The 14799-nt window shown below is 50.9% G+C and carries 10 protein-coding genes and 1 pseudogene; 4 read left to right on the top strand and 7 right to left on the bottom strand.

Annotation, left to right across the window (positions count from 1 at the left end; all coding sequences use genetic code 11):
• Positions 1 to 3542: pseudogene (locus tag ACLW56_RS03180) on the bottom strand (hypothetical protein); the annotation flags it as partial.
• A 19-nt stretch (positions 3543 to 3561) separates the two neighbouring features.
• On the bottom strand, positions 3562 to 4110 hold the full coding sequence (locus ACLW56_RS03175) for a hypothetical protein (RefSeq protein ID WP_330982369.1): 549 nt from the start codon (positions 4108 to 4110) through the stop codon (positions 3562 to 3564).
• A 335-nt stretch (positions 4111 to 4445) separates the two neighbouring features.
• On the opposite strand from ACLW56_RS03175, the gene ACLW56_RS03170 reads away from it, so the two are divergent.
• The 4 genes from ACLW56_RS03170 to ACLW56_RS03155 all read left to right on the top strand — a co-directional run bounded on the left by ACLW56_RS03170 (position 4446) and on the right by ACLW56_RS03155 (position 6955).
• A complete protein-coding gene (locus ACLW56_RS03170; RefSeq protein WP_330982368.1) occupies positions 4446 to 4676 on the top strand; it encodes a hypothetical protein in 231 nt (76 codons plus the stop codon).
• A gap of 5 nt (positions 4677 to 4681) precedes the next feature.
• Positions 4682 to 5773 (top strand): sensor histidine kinase, encoded by a 1092-nt coding sequence (locus ACLW56_RS03165; protein ID WP_330982367.1) that lies wholly within the window; start codon positions 4682 to 4684, stop codon positions 5771 to 5773.
• A gap of 1 nt (position 5774) precedes the next feature.
• Positions 5775 to 6386, top strand: a complete 612-nt coding sequence (locus ACLW56_RS03160) for a response regulator transcription factor (RefSeq protein WP_330982366.1) — start codon at positions 5775 to 5777, stop codon at positions 6384 to 6386.
• Between the two features lie 89 nt (positions 6387 to 6475).
• Positions 6476 to 6955 (top strand): heme-binding protein, encoded by a 480-nt coding sequence (locus ACLW56_RS03155; RefSeq protein ID WP_330982365.1) that lies wholly within the window; start codon positions 6476 to 6478, stop codon positions 6953 to 6955.
• Positions 6956 to 7039: 84 nt separating this feature from the next.
• On the opposite strand, the gene ACLW56_RS03150 is transcribed toward ACLW56_RS03155, so the two are convergent.
• The 5 genes from ACLW56_RS03150 to pdhR all read right to left on the bottom strand — a co-directional run bounded on the left by ACLW56_RS03150 (position 7040) and on the right by pdhR (position 14423).
• Entirely contained in the window at positions 7040 to 7312 is a 273-nt protein-coding gene (locus ACLW56_RS03150; protein ID WP_330982364.1) for a hypothetical protein, read from the bottom strand.
• A gap of 190 nt (positions 7313 to 7502) precedes the next feature.
• Complete coding sequence (lpdA, locus tag ACLW56_RS03145; RefSeq protein WP_330982363.1) at positions 7503 to 8927, bottom strand: dihydrolipoyl dehydrogenase; 1425 nt, start codon at positions 8925 to 8927, stop codon at positions 7503 to 7505.
• 200 nt (positions 8928 to 9127) lie between these two features.
• Positions 9128 to 10714, bottom strand: a complete 1587-nt coding sequence (aceF, locus tag ACLW56_RS03140) for a pyruvate dehydrogenase complex dihydrolipoyllysine-residue acetyltransferase (protein WP_330982362.1) — start codon at positions 10712 to 10714, stop codon at positions 9128 to 9130.
• A 14-nt stretch (positions 10715 to 10728) separates the two neighbouring features.
• Entirely contained in the window at positions 10729 to 13392 is a 2664-nt protein-coding gene (gene aceE, locus ACLW56_RS03135) for a pyruvate dehydrogenase (acetyl-transferring), homodimeric type (protein ID WP_330982361.1), read from the bottom strand.
• A gap of 266 nt (positions 13393 to 13658) precedes the next feature.
• Entirely contained in the window at positions 13659 to 14423 is a 765-nt protein-coding gene (gene pdhR, locus ACLW56_RS03130) for a pyruvate dehydrogenase complex transcriptional repressor PdhR (RefSeq protein WP_330982360.1), read from the bottom strand.
• Between the last annotated feature and the right edge of the window lie 376 nt (positions 14424 to 14799).

The raw sequence follows: 14799 nt of genomic DNA, 5'->3' as shown, positions 1-14799 counted from the left end.
ACCGCGTTCCTGCCAGTATCACTCACCCGGTCCTGACCATCGCCGATGCGAAAAATATATCTGTCGCTACCTTCCCCGCCGCTCAGACTGTCATTACCCGTACCGCCGTCCAGAACGTCGTTACCGCGCCCACCATTCAGCGTGTCATTCCCGCCATAACCCAAAAGTGTGTCATCGTTATTCCAGCCACTGAGGATGTCGTCGCTTTCATTGCCGTAAACCGGGAATCCCATCCCCGCCAGGTCGCTGACCGTCAGCGTGGTGTCGCCAAAGATCATCTCGAATTGACGATTTGTCTCTGAAGTGAAATAGTTGGGGAGTGTAAGCGTGTCGCTGCCCCCCCATGCGTGAATAAGCAGGTCGTTTCCTGATTTCTCTATCAACGCCTGAGTGAGGTCGGCTCCTTCGAATACGAGGGTATTTACCCAGTTCATGCTGACATCACTCACCCGGTCCTGACCATCGCCGATGCGAAAAATATATCTGTCGCTACCGTCCCCGCCGCTCAGACTGTCATTACCCGTACCGCCGTCCAGAATATCATTACCGCTCTCACCATTCAGCCTGTCATCACCCGAACCGCCGTCCAGACTGTCATTACCTTTCCCACCATACAGCGTGTCATTCCCGTCATAGCCCAAAAGCGTGTCATCGTTATCCCAGCCGCTGAGGTTGTTGCTGCTTTCATTGCCGTAAACCGAGAACGCCATCCCCGCCAGGTCGCTGACCGTCAGCGTGGTGTCGCCAAAGATCATCTCGAATTGACGATTTGTCTCTGAAGTGAAATAGTTGGGGAGTGTAAGCGTGTCACTGCCCCCCCATGCGTGAATAAGCAGGTCGTTTCCTGATTTCTCTATCAACGCCTGAGTGAGGTCAGCCCCTTCGAATACGAGGGTATTTACCGCGTTCCTGCCAGTATCACTCACCCGGTCCTGACCATCGCCGATGCGAAAAATATATCTGTCGCTACCTTCCCCGCCGCTCAGCGTGTCATTCCCGCCATAACCCACAAGCGTGTCATCGTTATTCCAGCCGCTGAGGCTGTTGTTGCTTTCATTGCCGTAAACCGGGAATCCCATCCCTGCCAGGTCGCTGACCGTCAGCGTGGTGTCGCCAAAGACCATATCGAATTGACGATTTATCTCTGAAGTGAAGTAGCCAGGGAGTGTAAGCGTGTCGCTGCCCCCCCATGCGTGAATAAGCAGGTCGTTTCCTGATTTCTCTATCAACGCCTGAGTGAGGTCGGCCCCTTCGAAAACAAGGGTATTTACCGCGTTCCTGCCAGTATCAGCCACCCGGTCCTGACCATCACCTTGACTAAATAAGTAAATATCAGATCCTGCCCCGCCATCTAATCGATCGTCTCCACCTTTGCCCCAAATAAAATCATTGGTACTTTTTCCATTTAATGTATCAATCCCTCTCCCACCGATAAAACTAGTATCTGACATCATAAACGAAATATCACATTCATTTCGATAGGAAGGCATGTATTCTAGCCAACCAAATATTACATCACTTAGCTTCACATAGTTAATAACATCATTTTCTTTCATTACATTCAAGTAATTGTTAAGATCCGTGAAGTCAAAAACAAATTCGGACCTATCACTATTAAGCCCAATGCGAATATGTGAGAATTCTTCGGCATACAGGGTCTGAGCCAATAACTGTGATTCTATATAATTGGCAAATTTTGTATATTCCTCTTCGATAAGTTTGGCTGCATTGCTATTAGGATTTGTGGTTTTATCCTGAAGACTGACAAAACCATCACCTGTTGCAGCCTCAATAACTGCAAGCACTCGAGCATTGATATTTACACCACGGCTACTGGTATCCAGATTACTTGCTCCGGCCCAACAAAACATGATGGTATCAATGAGTCCAGAAGCACGTGCCAGGTCAGGGTCTGACCTATATTGCTCAATGAGTGTTTTAAGTGAATCATCCTTGCTCATCGCAATATGTAAATCAGGCATGTTCCCGAAACCACGAATAAAAGGCAACTCGCGAACAGCATCGCTTACATTGATATCACCAATGTAACGAGAGAACCCTTTGTCATGGTCAAACCATACATCAGCCATTGCATTGGTTGCACCATCATTAAAAATGACGCTGCCTGTCTGTCGATGCGCATTTCCTTGTTCATCAATAAAAGAAGAGTCTTTAAAACTGGTATTAATGGCGATAATCCCAAGTGCATCAAGAGAGTAAAGCTCGCCACTATCAACCCGTGCATTACTATTTCTATCCTGCCAAACTTGTAATTCTTTCCACGCAGCATCATGGCTATTGATAATACCATCACCATTACTGTCTTTATCCTTCAGAGCCTCAAAACCATTGCTGGCAAGCATTCCAGTTTGTAGTTCGGTATTGTCTCCGAAAAGCTCTTTACCCGTATCGATCAAACCATTTCCATCCAGATCCATCACAAGGAGACCATCATCCCCACCGACCCAACCTGTATTTTCGGCGAACTGATTGCCATCATGATCGAAAAAGATAGTGTTGTTGACTGACAGCGTTTCGATACCATCACCGTCAAGATCGATAATAATTGGGTCTACAATGGCTTTTTCAGCGCCGTCCATACTCGGTCCAAACCCCGGGAGAGCGAAGCCGGGAAACATCATGCCCGGATACATAACCCCGGGAGGGAAGGGAAAGCTTCCTGCCGCTGACAGCGGTATCGTTCCGCCATTGGCAAGGTTCGCCATACCGCTGGCAATGACTCCCATGCCACCACGGAAATAATCAAAAAGTTCGCTAATCCAACTACTACTTGATTCACCCAAATTATCCAGGGCATCGACAGCGTTATCCATATTCTGCATGGTAACATCAAGCCATAGTTGAGTAGCGTCCAGGAAAATATCTTTGAACGCCTGAGCAGACTCACTTGCCGTTTCATCAATACCTGAAAAGACTTGTTCACAGTAATTATAGACTTCAGAAGCAATGAAATCGATGGCGTCTTTCACATCTAATATATTTTCAACTGGTCCTAAATCAATAAACCCCATAGAAGTATCAATTGCAGACTCAAAAGTATTAAAACTTGCTGTAATATCAACGATAGGAAAATCATCGTAATTGCTACTGTGTGAAAAAGCCAATGAATCAATTCTTCCCGCCACACCGAAGGGGGACTGTACACCATCTAATATATCAATACCCGCACTCTTAAGAATGAAATCTACGGCAGTTGTACAGTTAAAGTCGCTACCACCATTGCCATCAGGAATCAGGTCGTACATCGGTATATTACTCGAGAACACATCAATAGAATTAGATATTTCATTATATTGCTCAACTGATATTTCAATAGTCAAACTTTGAGAGAAGTTTCTGGTTTCAAGATACCCATCTTTATCTAACACTCCCTCTACGTTAAAATAGCCACTTCCCTTTTGGGGCGTAAACCCGAAATTTGTCCCCTTACCTTTACCGTCATCTAGAACTAACCATGTGTGAACGACTCCATCACCATTTGTAAAGCTTGAATCATTTTTTATCGATACCGTTATTGTCATTGTAGTCTCTCTGCTGCTTTTATTTAAAACCACGTTCAGGAGTGAATGTTAAAACATATTCATCATAGGCATGATTTTCAGTATAAAGATCGGCATATATCATATAATTACCAATGCTTTTCATTTTACCGCCAGATAAAGTTAACCCTTGCCACACCTCTCCGTTGATACCTGAATAAAATTGATTACAGCAAAAACCATTGGGATTATCATCTGAAAAAGGAAGGTTATACTCTAATGCTTTTTCCTTGGCCGAAAGATCATAAATAACAATCACGCCTGAAAGATTTTTTATAAAACTTCGAATATTTTCAGACTCTTCTCTGCGACGTAGAAATTCTTCTTCAGCACTTAATTTTTGACCGTAGGATTCTTGACCGTAGGAATTCTTACGTTTTACTATAATATCCATGTTGTATTCACCTGGATTTTCCACAAAGACCATAACTCTTTGCATCACCAGCTTATGCCGCTGAGCGGTATCGGCATCCTCTTTCGGTCCAGAGTGAGCAACGGATAAAAAGAGTTGTATCATTATCAGAAAAAATAGTGAGATTATCTTTAACATAGTTCAATCCTTGTTTGGACGTTACTGGCCAAGACCTTCTGTTGTTGTCAATTAATACTCAAAACACTGACTCATCCTACCAGAGACAGGAAAAGCACCTACTAGTTGGTTATTTTTTCGGATTATATTAAGGGCTGAATTAGAAATATCGATGCAGGACATTCATTACATACGCACAGCGAATGCAACGCCAGAAAACGACTAAATGTATACAGGATCCCTGAATCGCGAGTGTAGTGTAGCAATGGCGTGAATTCACTCATATTTCAAGTTCCTGCTGACGAGCCCCTGTTCTCTGTGGTACTTATCATCACAGTAAATGGCAGGACTTTTAGATGCAGATGACAACTCAACGCGCTTTTATCATCCGGGCCATGCTTCTGTGGCTTGTCGCCTGCTTACTGTGCAGCGCGCTGCTTTACGCCGAGCAAATCCGCCGCCAGTACTGGCAGTTTGATCGTGCCTATACGCTGTTATTCAGTACCGTCAGTACGGCGCTCACGCAGAATGAATCCGTTCGCAGAATGAATCCGTTATCCCTATCCTCAATGGCGACGAAGACCTGACGCTGTTGCAGCAGAAATTCCCCCAAATTCAGGCGCTGGAGAAAACTCATAACCGCCCGCTGGATGCCCCGCGCGTTGAGCAGTTCTCCGCAGCGCATTATTGGCTTTATAACCCGTACAAACAGATTCGGGTGCGGATAGATCTGGAGCCGCTATTGCGCTCCTCTTCTCACTTCGCCAGCGTGCAGTTAACACAAGACGATGCTCCTCCGCCTTCCGTCTACCGTTGGCAATGGACACGCCAGTTCCCGCAGCATTTTCAGCCTTTCACCCTCAACGCTGGAGCCAACCCGGAGTGGGGGAATTTTTCACTTCTGCCCCATTTGCTGATAGCAACAGGCTGGGCAATTTTCGTCGGGATGGGCGGCCTGCTGTTGTGGGGACGCAGACAACAACGCAGCGATCGCCAGCGAGCGGATTACTATCAGCATGCCAGGCTGAACACGCTGGGCGAAATGAGCGCGGGCGTCGTGCATGAAATCAATCAACCTTTAACCGCGACTCAGATGTGGTTACAGGGAGGCATGCGTCAGCTCACCAACGGGCATCACGAAGAAGCGCTGCATGCGATGCGCTCGGCGCTGATGCAGACGCAGCGAATCAGCGAACTGCTGACCCGTTTTCGCGCTCATCTGACCCAGGAAGAAGTGGCAATGACGAAGGTCAGCCTCACGCAAAGCTGGCAACGGGTGAGCAATTTGCTCGAACACGAACCGGGATCGAAGCACATCCGTATCACTCACGAACTGGCCGACGTACAAATTCAGGCCGACAAACTGTGGCTTGAGCAAGTGCTGCATAATCTGCTGAGCAATGCCATTCAGGTTCAGCAGGGCAATCCGCACGGCTGGGTGCATATTCGCAGCGAATCTGTCGATGACCGGGTGAAAGTCATCATCACAGATGGCGGCCCTGGATTTAGCCCACAAACTCTTAAGCACGCGATGATGCCGCTGTTCAGCGAAAGGCAAGGCGGGCTGGGTTTGGGGCTGACGCTAACGGAATCGCTAATGACGAAAATGAACGGCACGCTGCAACTGGCTAACTCGCCACAGGGCGGCGCGGAAATCAGCTTGTGGTTTATCAAAGAGAACTGAGATGGAAAAGATTATCTACATCGTGGACGACGACGAGTCGATTCGTGAGTCCCTCACCTTTCTGTTTTCCACCCTCAACTGGCCGGTGCAATGCTTCGACTCGGTGGATAGTTTCACCTCTGCCATTCCCACGGAAGCCTGTATTACGGGCTGTCTTCTGTTGGACATGAGGATGCCGGGGGAAAGCGGGCTCAGTTGGTTTGAGAAAAACAGCGCCTCACACCCTCTGCTGCCGGTGGTGATGATGACCGGACACGGCTCTGTCGATGCCTGCCGCCGGGCGTTTCGTCATGGCGTGTTTGAGTTCTTTACCAAACCGCTGGACGCCGATCAGTTGATTGACACCGTGCATGCCGCTTTTGCCGAAAGTGAAACCCGCCATCGTAAATGGCAGGAGCATGTCGAAGCCAAACAGCGCTTTGCTCAGTTAACCGCGCGGGAAACAGAAGTGCTGAAAGAACTCATGACCGGGGCCAGCAACAAAGAAGTGGCGACGCGTCTGGATTTGTCGACCCGAACCGTGGAAGCCCATCGCGCCGCAATTTTTAACAAACTCGACGTCAGCAGCGTGGTGCAAGCTATCCGCGAATACGACAAGCTGAACTACGTATAATTACCAGGTGAGCTGCGTATTCACCCGAATTTCGCTTCTTTTGTCGTCTTGTTAGCATCCTCTCACAGACGACAAAGAGGACGTTCACCATGAAAAAATTACTCATTTCCGCAGCCCTGTTGGCAGGTTTCGCTACTGCAACCGTCAACGCTGAATCATTGAGCCAAAAAAATCTTTCGCTGACTCAGGCCAATAGCCTGGCACAGGAAGCCATCAAAGCATACCTGGCGAAAAACTATCAGGTTTCCGTGACCGTCGTTGATCGCGCTGGCGTGGTTAAAGCCGTACAGCGTACCGACAACGCGGGCCCGCACACCGTGAAAGCCAGCGAGATGAAAGCCTTCACCGCGCTCAGCATGAAGAATGCCAGCGGTAAAGTGATGGAAGCAGCGCAAAACAATGCGGGCGCACAAAACCTGAAAGATATTCCGGGTCTGCTGTTGCTGGCAGGTGGCCTGCCGGTGAAAGACGGGAATGACGTGATTGGTGCTATCGGTATCGGCGGTGCGCCGGGTGGCAATCTGGATGAGGCCTGTGCTCAGGCTGCACTGGATAACGTGAAGCTTTAATTATTGCCCGGTGGCGCTACGCTTACCTGGCCTACAAAACCTGTAGGCCGGATAAGCGCAGCGCCATCCGGCTTCTTTTCTCGATCAGTTTGTCGGCGAAACAGCCCCCGCTTCAGGGTGGGCTGGCGACAACACTTCTTCGTCAGACTTAATGCTGCCAGAGTTCGCCGCCCAGACGCCTTCCTGGGTTTTGCTGATGTTCTGGTGCAGCCCGTTCAGGTTTTGCCCCATCGCCGCAATGTGCGTGGTTTCCGTGCCGCCGCTGTTATCCGCCCATGGGATCACCGGATCATCGGCAAGTGCGAAACCAGAAATCAGCGTTGTGGCCAGTACTGCGGTAGTCAGAAATGTTTTCATGATGCACCTCACTTAGCGTTTTTACGTAATAAGTTTAGCGCGTGACTATTTCCAGAGTAATGATCAGATGTTCTCAGATATTTACGCAGAAATGTTTTTAAATAAATCACTTACCGCTTCGCTGCAGCACCACTGGTTCAAGCAGACATAAAAAAAGCGGCCCGAAGGCCGCTTGATACATCATGAAATCTTATTTCTTTTTCGCTTTCGGGTTCGGCAGGTCGGTGATGCTCCCTTCGAACACTTCGGCTGCCAGGCCCACAGACTCGTGCAGAGTTGGGTGAGCGTGGATGGTCAGCGCGATGTCTTCTGCATCACAGCCCATTTCGATAGCCAGACCGATTTCACCCAGCAGCTCGCCGCCGTTGGTGCCAACAATCGCGCCACCGATAACACGGTGAGTTTCTTTGTCGAAAATCAGTTTGGTCATACCGTCAGCGCAGTCAGAAGCGATAGCACGGCCAGAAGCAGCCCACGGGAAGGTGGCGGTCTCAAAACTGATGCCTTTTTCTTTCGCTTCTTTCTCAGTCAGACCAACCCATGCCACTTCTGGCTCAGTGTACGCAATGGATGGGATCACTTTCGGGTCGAAGTAGTGCTTCATGCCGGCGATAACTTCTGCGGCAACGTGGCCTTCGTGAACACCTTTGTGCGCCAGCATAGGCTGACCGACGATATCGCCGATAGCAAAAATGTGCGGCACGTTGGTACGCAGCTGCTTGTCAACGCGGATGAAGCCACGGTCGTCCACTTCCACGCCAGCTTTGCCCGCGTCGAGGTTTTTACCGTTCGGCACACGGCCGATAGCCACCAGCACTGCGTCATAACGCTGCGCTTCTGCAGGGGCTTTTTTGCCTTCCATGGAAACGTAGATACCGTCTTCTTTTGCTTCAACGGCAGTCACTTTGGTTTCCAGCATCAGGTTGAATTTCTTGCTGATGCGCTTGGTGAAGACTTTCACCACGTCTTTGTCGGCAGCCGGGATAACCTGGTCGAACATCTCAACCACGTCAATCTCTGAACCCAGCGCGTGGTACACGGTACCCATTTCCAGACCGATGATACCGCCCCCCATAACCAGCAGACGTTTTGGTACGGTTTTCAGTTCCAGCGCATCGGTAGAATCCCAAACGCGTGGATCTTCATGTGGAATAAAGGGCAGTTCGATCGGACGGGAACCCGCCGCGATGATGGCGTTGTCGAAGTTGATCACGGTTTTGCCGTTCTCGCCTTCCACTTCCAGGGTGTTAGCCCCGGTGAATTTACCCAGACCGTTGACTACTTTCACTTTACGGCCTTTCGCCATACCCGCCAGACCGCCGGTCAGCTGAGTGATCACTTTCTCTTTCCAGGTACGAATCTTGTCGATATCGGTTTTCGGCTCGCCGAAGACGATACCGTGTTCCGCCAGCGCTTTGGCTTCTTCGATAACTTTCGCGACGTGCAGCAGCGCTTTAGAAGGGATACAGCCGACGTTCAGACAAACACCACCGAGGGTGCTGTAACGTTCGACGATGACGGTTTCCAGACCTAAATCAGCGCAACGGAAGGCAGCGGAGTAGCCTGCCGGGCCTGCCCCAAGTACCACGACTTGAGTTTTGATTTCAGTACTCATCATGACCTCTATGTTTTTCTATCCGGTGATCCCTGGTCTTATCGCCCATCATCCACCGGGACGTTCTATCCGCCCGTATTTTACAAAATTGTTAACAATTTTGAAACAACAAACGGCTCACGATTTGACTTTGATCGAATAACCCCATAAACCTCATGAGATTACCAGAAAAAAGCCGGCCGATTGGCCGGCTTTTTCGCTTACATCACCAGACGGCGAATGTCGCTCAACATGTTGTTGATGATGGTAATGAAGCGTGCACCATCAGCCCCATCGATAACACGGTGGTCGAAGGAGAGAGACATTGGCATCATCAGACGCGGGGTGAACTCTTTCCCGTTCCACACAGGCTCCATCGCAGACTTGGAGACACCGAGGATAGCCACTTCTGGCGCGTTAACGATTGGCGCGAAGTGAGTTGTCCCGATACCGCCCAGGCTTGAGATAGTGAAGCAGCCGCCCTGCATTTCGCCAGCGGTCAGCTTGCCGTCACGGGCTTTCTTAGAGATAGCCATCAGCTCGCGAGACAGCTCGGTGATGCTCTTCTTGTTCACGTCTTTGAAGACCGGAACCACCAGACCATTCGGGGTATCAACCGCCACACCGATGTTGATGTATTTCTTCAGCGTCAGCTTCTGACCGTCTTCGGACAGGGAGCTGTTGAAGCGAGGCATCTGCTCCAGTGCTGCCGCAACGGCTTTCATGATGAAGACCACTGGGGTGAATTTCACGTCCAGTTTGCGCTTAGCGGCTTCGTCGTTCTGCTGCTTACGGAACGCTTCCAGATCGGTGATATCGGTTTTGTCGAAGTGGGTAACGTGCGGGATCATCACCCAGTTACGGCTCAGGTTAGCGCCAGAAATTTTCTGGATACGACCCATTTCCACTTCTTCGATTTCGCCGAACTTGCTGAAGTCCACTTTCGGCCATGGCAGCATACCTGGCAGACCACCGCCCGTTGCCGGAGCCGCTTCCGCACGCTTAACGGCGTCTTTCACGTAAGCCTGAACGTCTTCGCGCAGAATGCGGCCTTTACGGCCAGTCCCTTTCACTTTAGCCAGGTCTACACCGAATTCGCGCGCCAGGCGACGAATCAGCGGAGTCGCGTGAACGTAAGCGTCGTTCTCAGCAAACTCAGATTTGCCTTCTGCAATCGCTGCAGGAGCAGCAGCCGGTTTAGCCGCCTGAGCTGGTGCTGGAGCAGCGGCCACTGGTGCAGCAGCTGGAGCCGCAGCAGGTGCAGCACCCGCCACTTCGAAGACCATAATCAGGGAGCCGGTAGACACTTTGTCGCCGGTGTTGATTTTGATCTCTTTCACCACGCCCGCGAACGGTGCTGGCACTTCCATAGAAGCTTTGTCGCCTTCTACGGTGATCAGAGACTGTTCTTCGGTAACGGTGTCGCCCACTTTGACCATGATCTCAGTGACTTCAACTTCATCACCGCCGATGTCCGGGACGTTCACTTCTTTCGCTGCCGCGGCTGCTGGTGCAGCGGCCGGAGCGGCTTCTTTCTTCGCTTCTGCCTGAGCAGGTGCTGCAGCAGCAGCACCGTCGGCGGAATCGAAAATCATGATCAGTTTGCCCGTCTCGGTTTTGTCACCGACAGAGACTTTGATCTCTTTCACGATGCCAGCCTGTGGAGACGGAACTTCCATAGAAGCTTTGTCGCCTTCTACGGTGATCAGCGACTGTTCAGCTTCAACTTTGTCGCCCACTTTGACCAGGATCTCGGTGATTTCAACTTCATCAGCCCCGATGTCCGGTACGTTGATTTCGATAGCCATTATTTCTTTACCTCTTACGCCAGACGCGGGTTAACTTTTTCTGCATCGATGTTGAATTTGGTGATCGCATCCGCCACCACTTTCTTGTCGATTTCGCCACGTTTAGCCAGTTCGCCCAGCGCCGCAACAACCACATAGGAAGCATCGACTTCGAAGTGGTGACGCAGGTTTTCACGGCTGTCGGAACGACCGAAGCCATCAGTACCCAGTACGCGGTAATCATCAGCCGGTACGTAGGTGCGAACCTGTTCAGCAAACAGTTTCATATAGTCAGTGGAAGCAACAGCCGGCGCGTCGTTCATCACCTGAGCGATGTACGGCACACGTGGAGTTTCCATTGGGTGCAGCATGTTCCAGCGCTCACAATCCTGGCCATCACGCGCCAGTTCGGTGAAGGAAGTGACGGAGTACACGTCAGAACCCACGCCGTAGTCGTTCGCCAGGATCTGCGCTGCTTCACGGACGTGACGCAGGATAGAACCGGAGCCCAGCAGCTGAACTTTACCTTTGCTACCTGCCACGGTTTCGAGTTTGTAGATACCTTTACGGATACCTTCCTCGGCACCTTCCGGCATCGCCGGCATGTGGTAGTTTTCGTTCAGGGTAGTGATGTAGTAGAAGACGTTTTCTTGCTTCTCACCGTACATACGCACCAGACCGTCGTGCATGATCACCGCAACTTCGTACGCGTAAGACGGGTCGTAAGAAATACAGTTCGGGATAGTCAGAGACTGAATGTGGCTGTGACCATCTTCGTGCTGCAGACCTTCGCCGTTCAGGGTTGTACGACCGGAAGTACCCCCTACCAGGAAGCCGCGAGCCTGCTGGTCGCCAGCCTGCCAGCACAGGTCACCGATACGCTGGAAACCGAACATCGAGTAGTAGATGTAGAACGGGATCATTGGCAGGTTGTTGGTGCTGTAAGAAGTCGCAGCCGCCAGCCAGGATGCGCCAGCACCCAGTTCGTTGATCCCTTCCTGCAGAATCTGACCTTTCTCGTCTTCTTTGTAGTAAGCCACCTGCTCACGGTCCTGCGGGGTGTACTGCTGGCCGTTGGAGCTGTAGATACCAATCTGACGGAAAAGACCTTCCATACCGAAAGTACGCGCTTCATCAGCCAGAATCGGAACCAGACGATCTTTGATAGACGGGTTCTTCAGCATCACGTTCAGGGCACGCACGAAAGCGATAGTGGTAGAAATTTCTTTGTTTTGCTCTTCGAGCAACTGCTGGAAGTCAGCCAGAGCTGGCATTTCCAGTTTCTCGGTGAAGTTCACCTGACGAGATGGCAGGTAGCCACCCAGTTTCTGACGCTGTGCGTGCAGGTAGGTGTGCTCTTCAGTGCCTTCCGGGAAGGTCAGGTAAGACAGGTTTTCAACCTGCTCATCGGTGACAGGAACATTGAAGCGGTCGCGGATATAACGCACGCCGTCCATGTTCATTTTCTTCACCTGGTGAGCGATGTTCTTGCCTTCAGCGGTTTCACCCATGCCGTAACCTTTAACGGTGTGGGCCAGGATAACGGTCGCTTTACCTTTGGTGTCCTGCGCGTTTTTCAGAGCCGCGTAGACTTTCTTCGGATCGTGACCACCACGGTTCAGGGCCCAGATCTGATCGTCAGACCAGTCAGCAACCAGGGCTGCGGTTTCCGGGTATTTACCGAAGAAGTGCTCACGCACGTAAGCGCCATCTTTGGATTTGAAGGTCTGGTAGTCGCCGTCAACGGTTTCGTTCATCAGCTGAATCAGCTTACCGCTGGTGTCTTTACGCAGCAGCTCATCCCAACGACCGCCCCACATGACTTTCACCACGTTCCAGCCGGCGCCGGCGAAGATGCCTTCCAGTTCGTTAACGATTTTGCCGTTACCGGTGACCGGGCCATCCAGACGCTGCAGGTTACAGTTGATGATGAAGCACAGGTTGTCCAGCTTGTCGCGGGTCGCGATGGTGATCGCACCTTTGGATTCTGGTTCGTCCATCTCGCCGTCGCCCAGGAAGGCGTAAACGGTCTGCTGAGAGGTATCTTTCAGGCCACGGTGTTCCAGATATTTCAGGAACTTCGCCTGGTAGATCGCACCGATTGGGCCCAGGCCCATCGAAACGGTTGGGAACTGCCAGAATTCAGGCATCAGTTTCGGGTGCGGGTAAGAGGACAGGCCTTTACCGTGAACTTCCTGACGGAAGTTGTTCATCTGCTCTTCGGTCAGACGACCTTCGAGGAACGCACGTGCGTAAACGCCCGGAGAGATGTGGCCCTGGAAGTACACCAGGTCGCCGCCGTCTTGTTCGGTGCGCGCACGGAAGAAGTGGTTAAAGCACACTTCATAGATAGTCGCAGAAGACTGGAAGGAGGACATGTGGCCACCCAGTTCCAGATCTTTCTTGGAAGCACGCAGAACGGTCATGATCGCGTTCCAGCGGATAGCAGAACGAATACGACGTTCCAGATCCAGATTGCCCGGGTATTCCGGCTCATCTTCAACGGCAATGGTGTTTACGTAATTGCTTGCCCCGGTACCCGCCGCAACTTTCACACCGCCTTTGCGGGCTTCAGATAACAGCTGGTCAATCAGATACTGAGCGCGCTCAACACCTTCTTCACGGATGACCGATTCGATCGCCTGTTGCCAGTCGCGAGTTTCGATCGGATCCACGTCATTTGGGAAACGTTCTGACATGGGGGGTATTCCTTATCTGTCTAATCGTTGATTTGTCTGGAACCTGTCCCATTGCATTCTTGCCCGTCATACTTCGACTTGTCTCATTGTTGGCTTCACGTCCTCACCCCAGTCACTTACTAAAGTAAGCTCCTGGGGATTCCGACGCTTGCCGTCGCGATACAAGCCGAATTATTTAGGGCAACTGAAGCGAAGAACACAATAAGACAGGTTCTGCGTTTAGTTGCCGCGCTCTAAAAACTGGCGCTTAAAAAAACCTTGTGATGCTAGTCCTTTCGTTGCTGTAGGCGGCGAAGCGAGCGGTCGCGACGACTTTGCTCACGGCTGCGGTCCAGCAAGATTTCCTCAATGAAGGCCAGGTGACGGTGCGACGCTTCGCGCGCCTGCTCCGGCTCTCTGGCCATTATCGCCTCGAAAACTCGGGTGCGATGGCTGCTGACCAGTGGGAGCATTTCCCGGCTGGCATACAGCAATTCAAAGTTCTGTCGAACGTTCTGCGCCAGCATAGGTTCCATGCAGCGTAACAGATGAAGTAAGACCACATTATGAGCGGCTTCGGTGACGGCAATTTGATACTGGACGACAGCACTGGATTCGGCATCGAGATCGCCAGACTGCTGCGCGACTTCAATCGCCTGATGCAGCTCGCGGATGCGCGCACGATCTTCCTCTGTGCCGCGCAATGCCGCGTAATACGCAGCAATGCCTTCAAACGCGTGACGGGTTTCCAGCAGGTCAAATTGGGATTCAGGGTGATCGGAGAGCAATTCTACCAGCGGATCGCTGAAGCTCTGCCACAGGCTACTCTGGACAAAGGTACCGCCGCCCTGACGACGAAGCAGAAGACCCTTCGCTTCGAGACGTTGAATCGCCTCGCGCAGAGAGGGACGGGAAACGTCGAACTGTTTGGCCAGTTCGCGTTCAGGTGGAAGTTTTTCACCGGGGCGCAGCGTCCCCTCAAGGATCAAAAATTCCAGCTGCTGCTCAATCACATCGGATAATTTTGGTTGGCGGATTTTGTTGTAGGCCATGGTTCCCTGTCTCAAGCCACTTACCCGGAGTCAATTGGTCTTACCAATTCATAGTTCGTGACGCTAAAGTAACAAAGTATTCACCTTCTGTCCATACAGGTTTTGATTGAAATCAGTAAACCCGGCACATTTTAACAACCTTACAGAAATCATGTTTCAGTAGTGCAACCTTGAACACATGTTACATTTACCCACAAAGAGGCAGATTTAACCTTCCTGAAACGCAAACTTTTTCACATTGAACCGATTCAACAGGCAAAAAAGTGCATGAACATTCAAAAGCTTCGGTTAGGCGTTGAATAAAATCAGCGGAAGAAGCCGGGCTGGTGCATTTACATTTGGTTTCTTTTTATGCAACTCGTCGACATCCCTTCAT

The sequence above is a fragment of the Pantoea sp. sgz302252 genome (assembly GCF_047713085.1).
GTDB lineage: Bacteria > Pseudomonadota > Gammaproteobacteria > Enterobacterales > Enterobacteriaceae > Scandinavium.
The sequence above is the reverse complement of the archived record's forward strand: the minus strand, read 5'-3'. Positions and strand labels throughout refer to the sequence as shown.

Excerpts from the sequence above, each read along its gene's own strand:
- ACLW56_RS03150 (WP_330982364.1), bottom strand. The coding sequence starts at position 7,312 with ATGAAAACATTTCTGACTACCGCAGTACTGGCCACAACGCTGATTTCT.
- ACLW56_RS03175 (WP_330982369.1), bottom strand. The coding sequence starts at position 4,110 with ATGTTAAAGATAATCTCACTATTTTTTCTGATAATGATACAACTCTTT.
- ACLW56_RS03170 (WP_330982368.1), top strand. The coding sequence starts at position 4,446 with ATGCAGATGACAACTCAACGCGCTTTTATCATCCGGGCCATGCTTCTG.
- aceF (WP_330982362.1), bottom strand. The coding sequence starts at position 10,714 with ATGGCTATCGAAATCAACGTACCGGACATCGGGGCTGATGAAGTTGAA.
- lpdA (WP_330982363.1), bottom strand. The coding sequence starts at position 8,927 with ATGAGTACTGAAATCAAAACTCAAGTCGTGGTACTTGGGGCAGGCCCG.
- pdhR (WP_330982360.1), bottom strand. The coding sequence starts at position 14,423 with ATGGCCTACAACAAAATCCGCCAACCAAAATTATCCGATGTGATTGAG.
- ACLW56_RS03160 (WP_330982366.1), top strand. The coding sequence starts at position 5,775 with ATGGAAAAGATTATCTACATCGTGGACGACGACGAGTCGATTCGTGAG.
- aceE (WP_330982361.1), bottom strand. The coding sequence starts at position 13,392 with ATGTCAGAACGTTTCCCAAATGACGTGGATCCGATCGAAACTCGCGAC.
- ACLW56_RS03155 (WP_330982365.1), top strand. The coding sequence starts at position 6,476 with ATGAAAAAATTACTCATTTCCGCAGCCCTGTTGGCAGGTTTCGCTACT.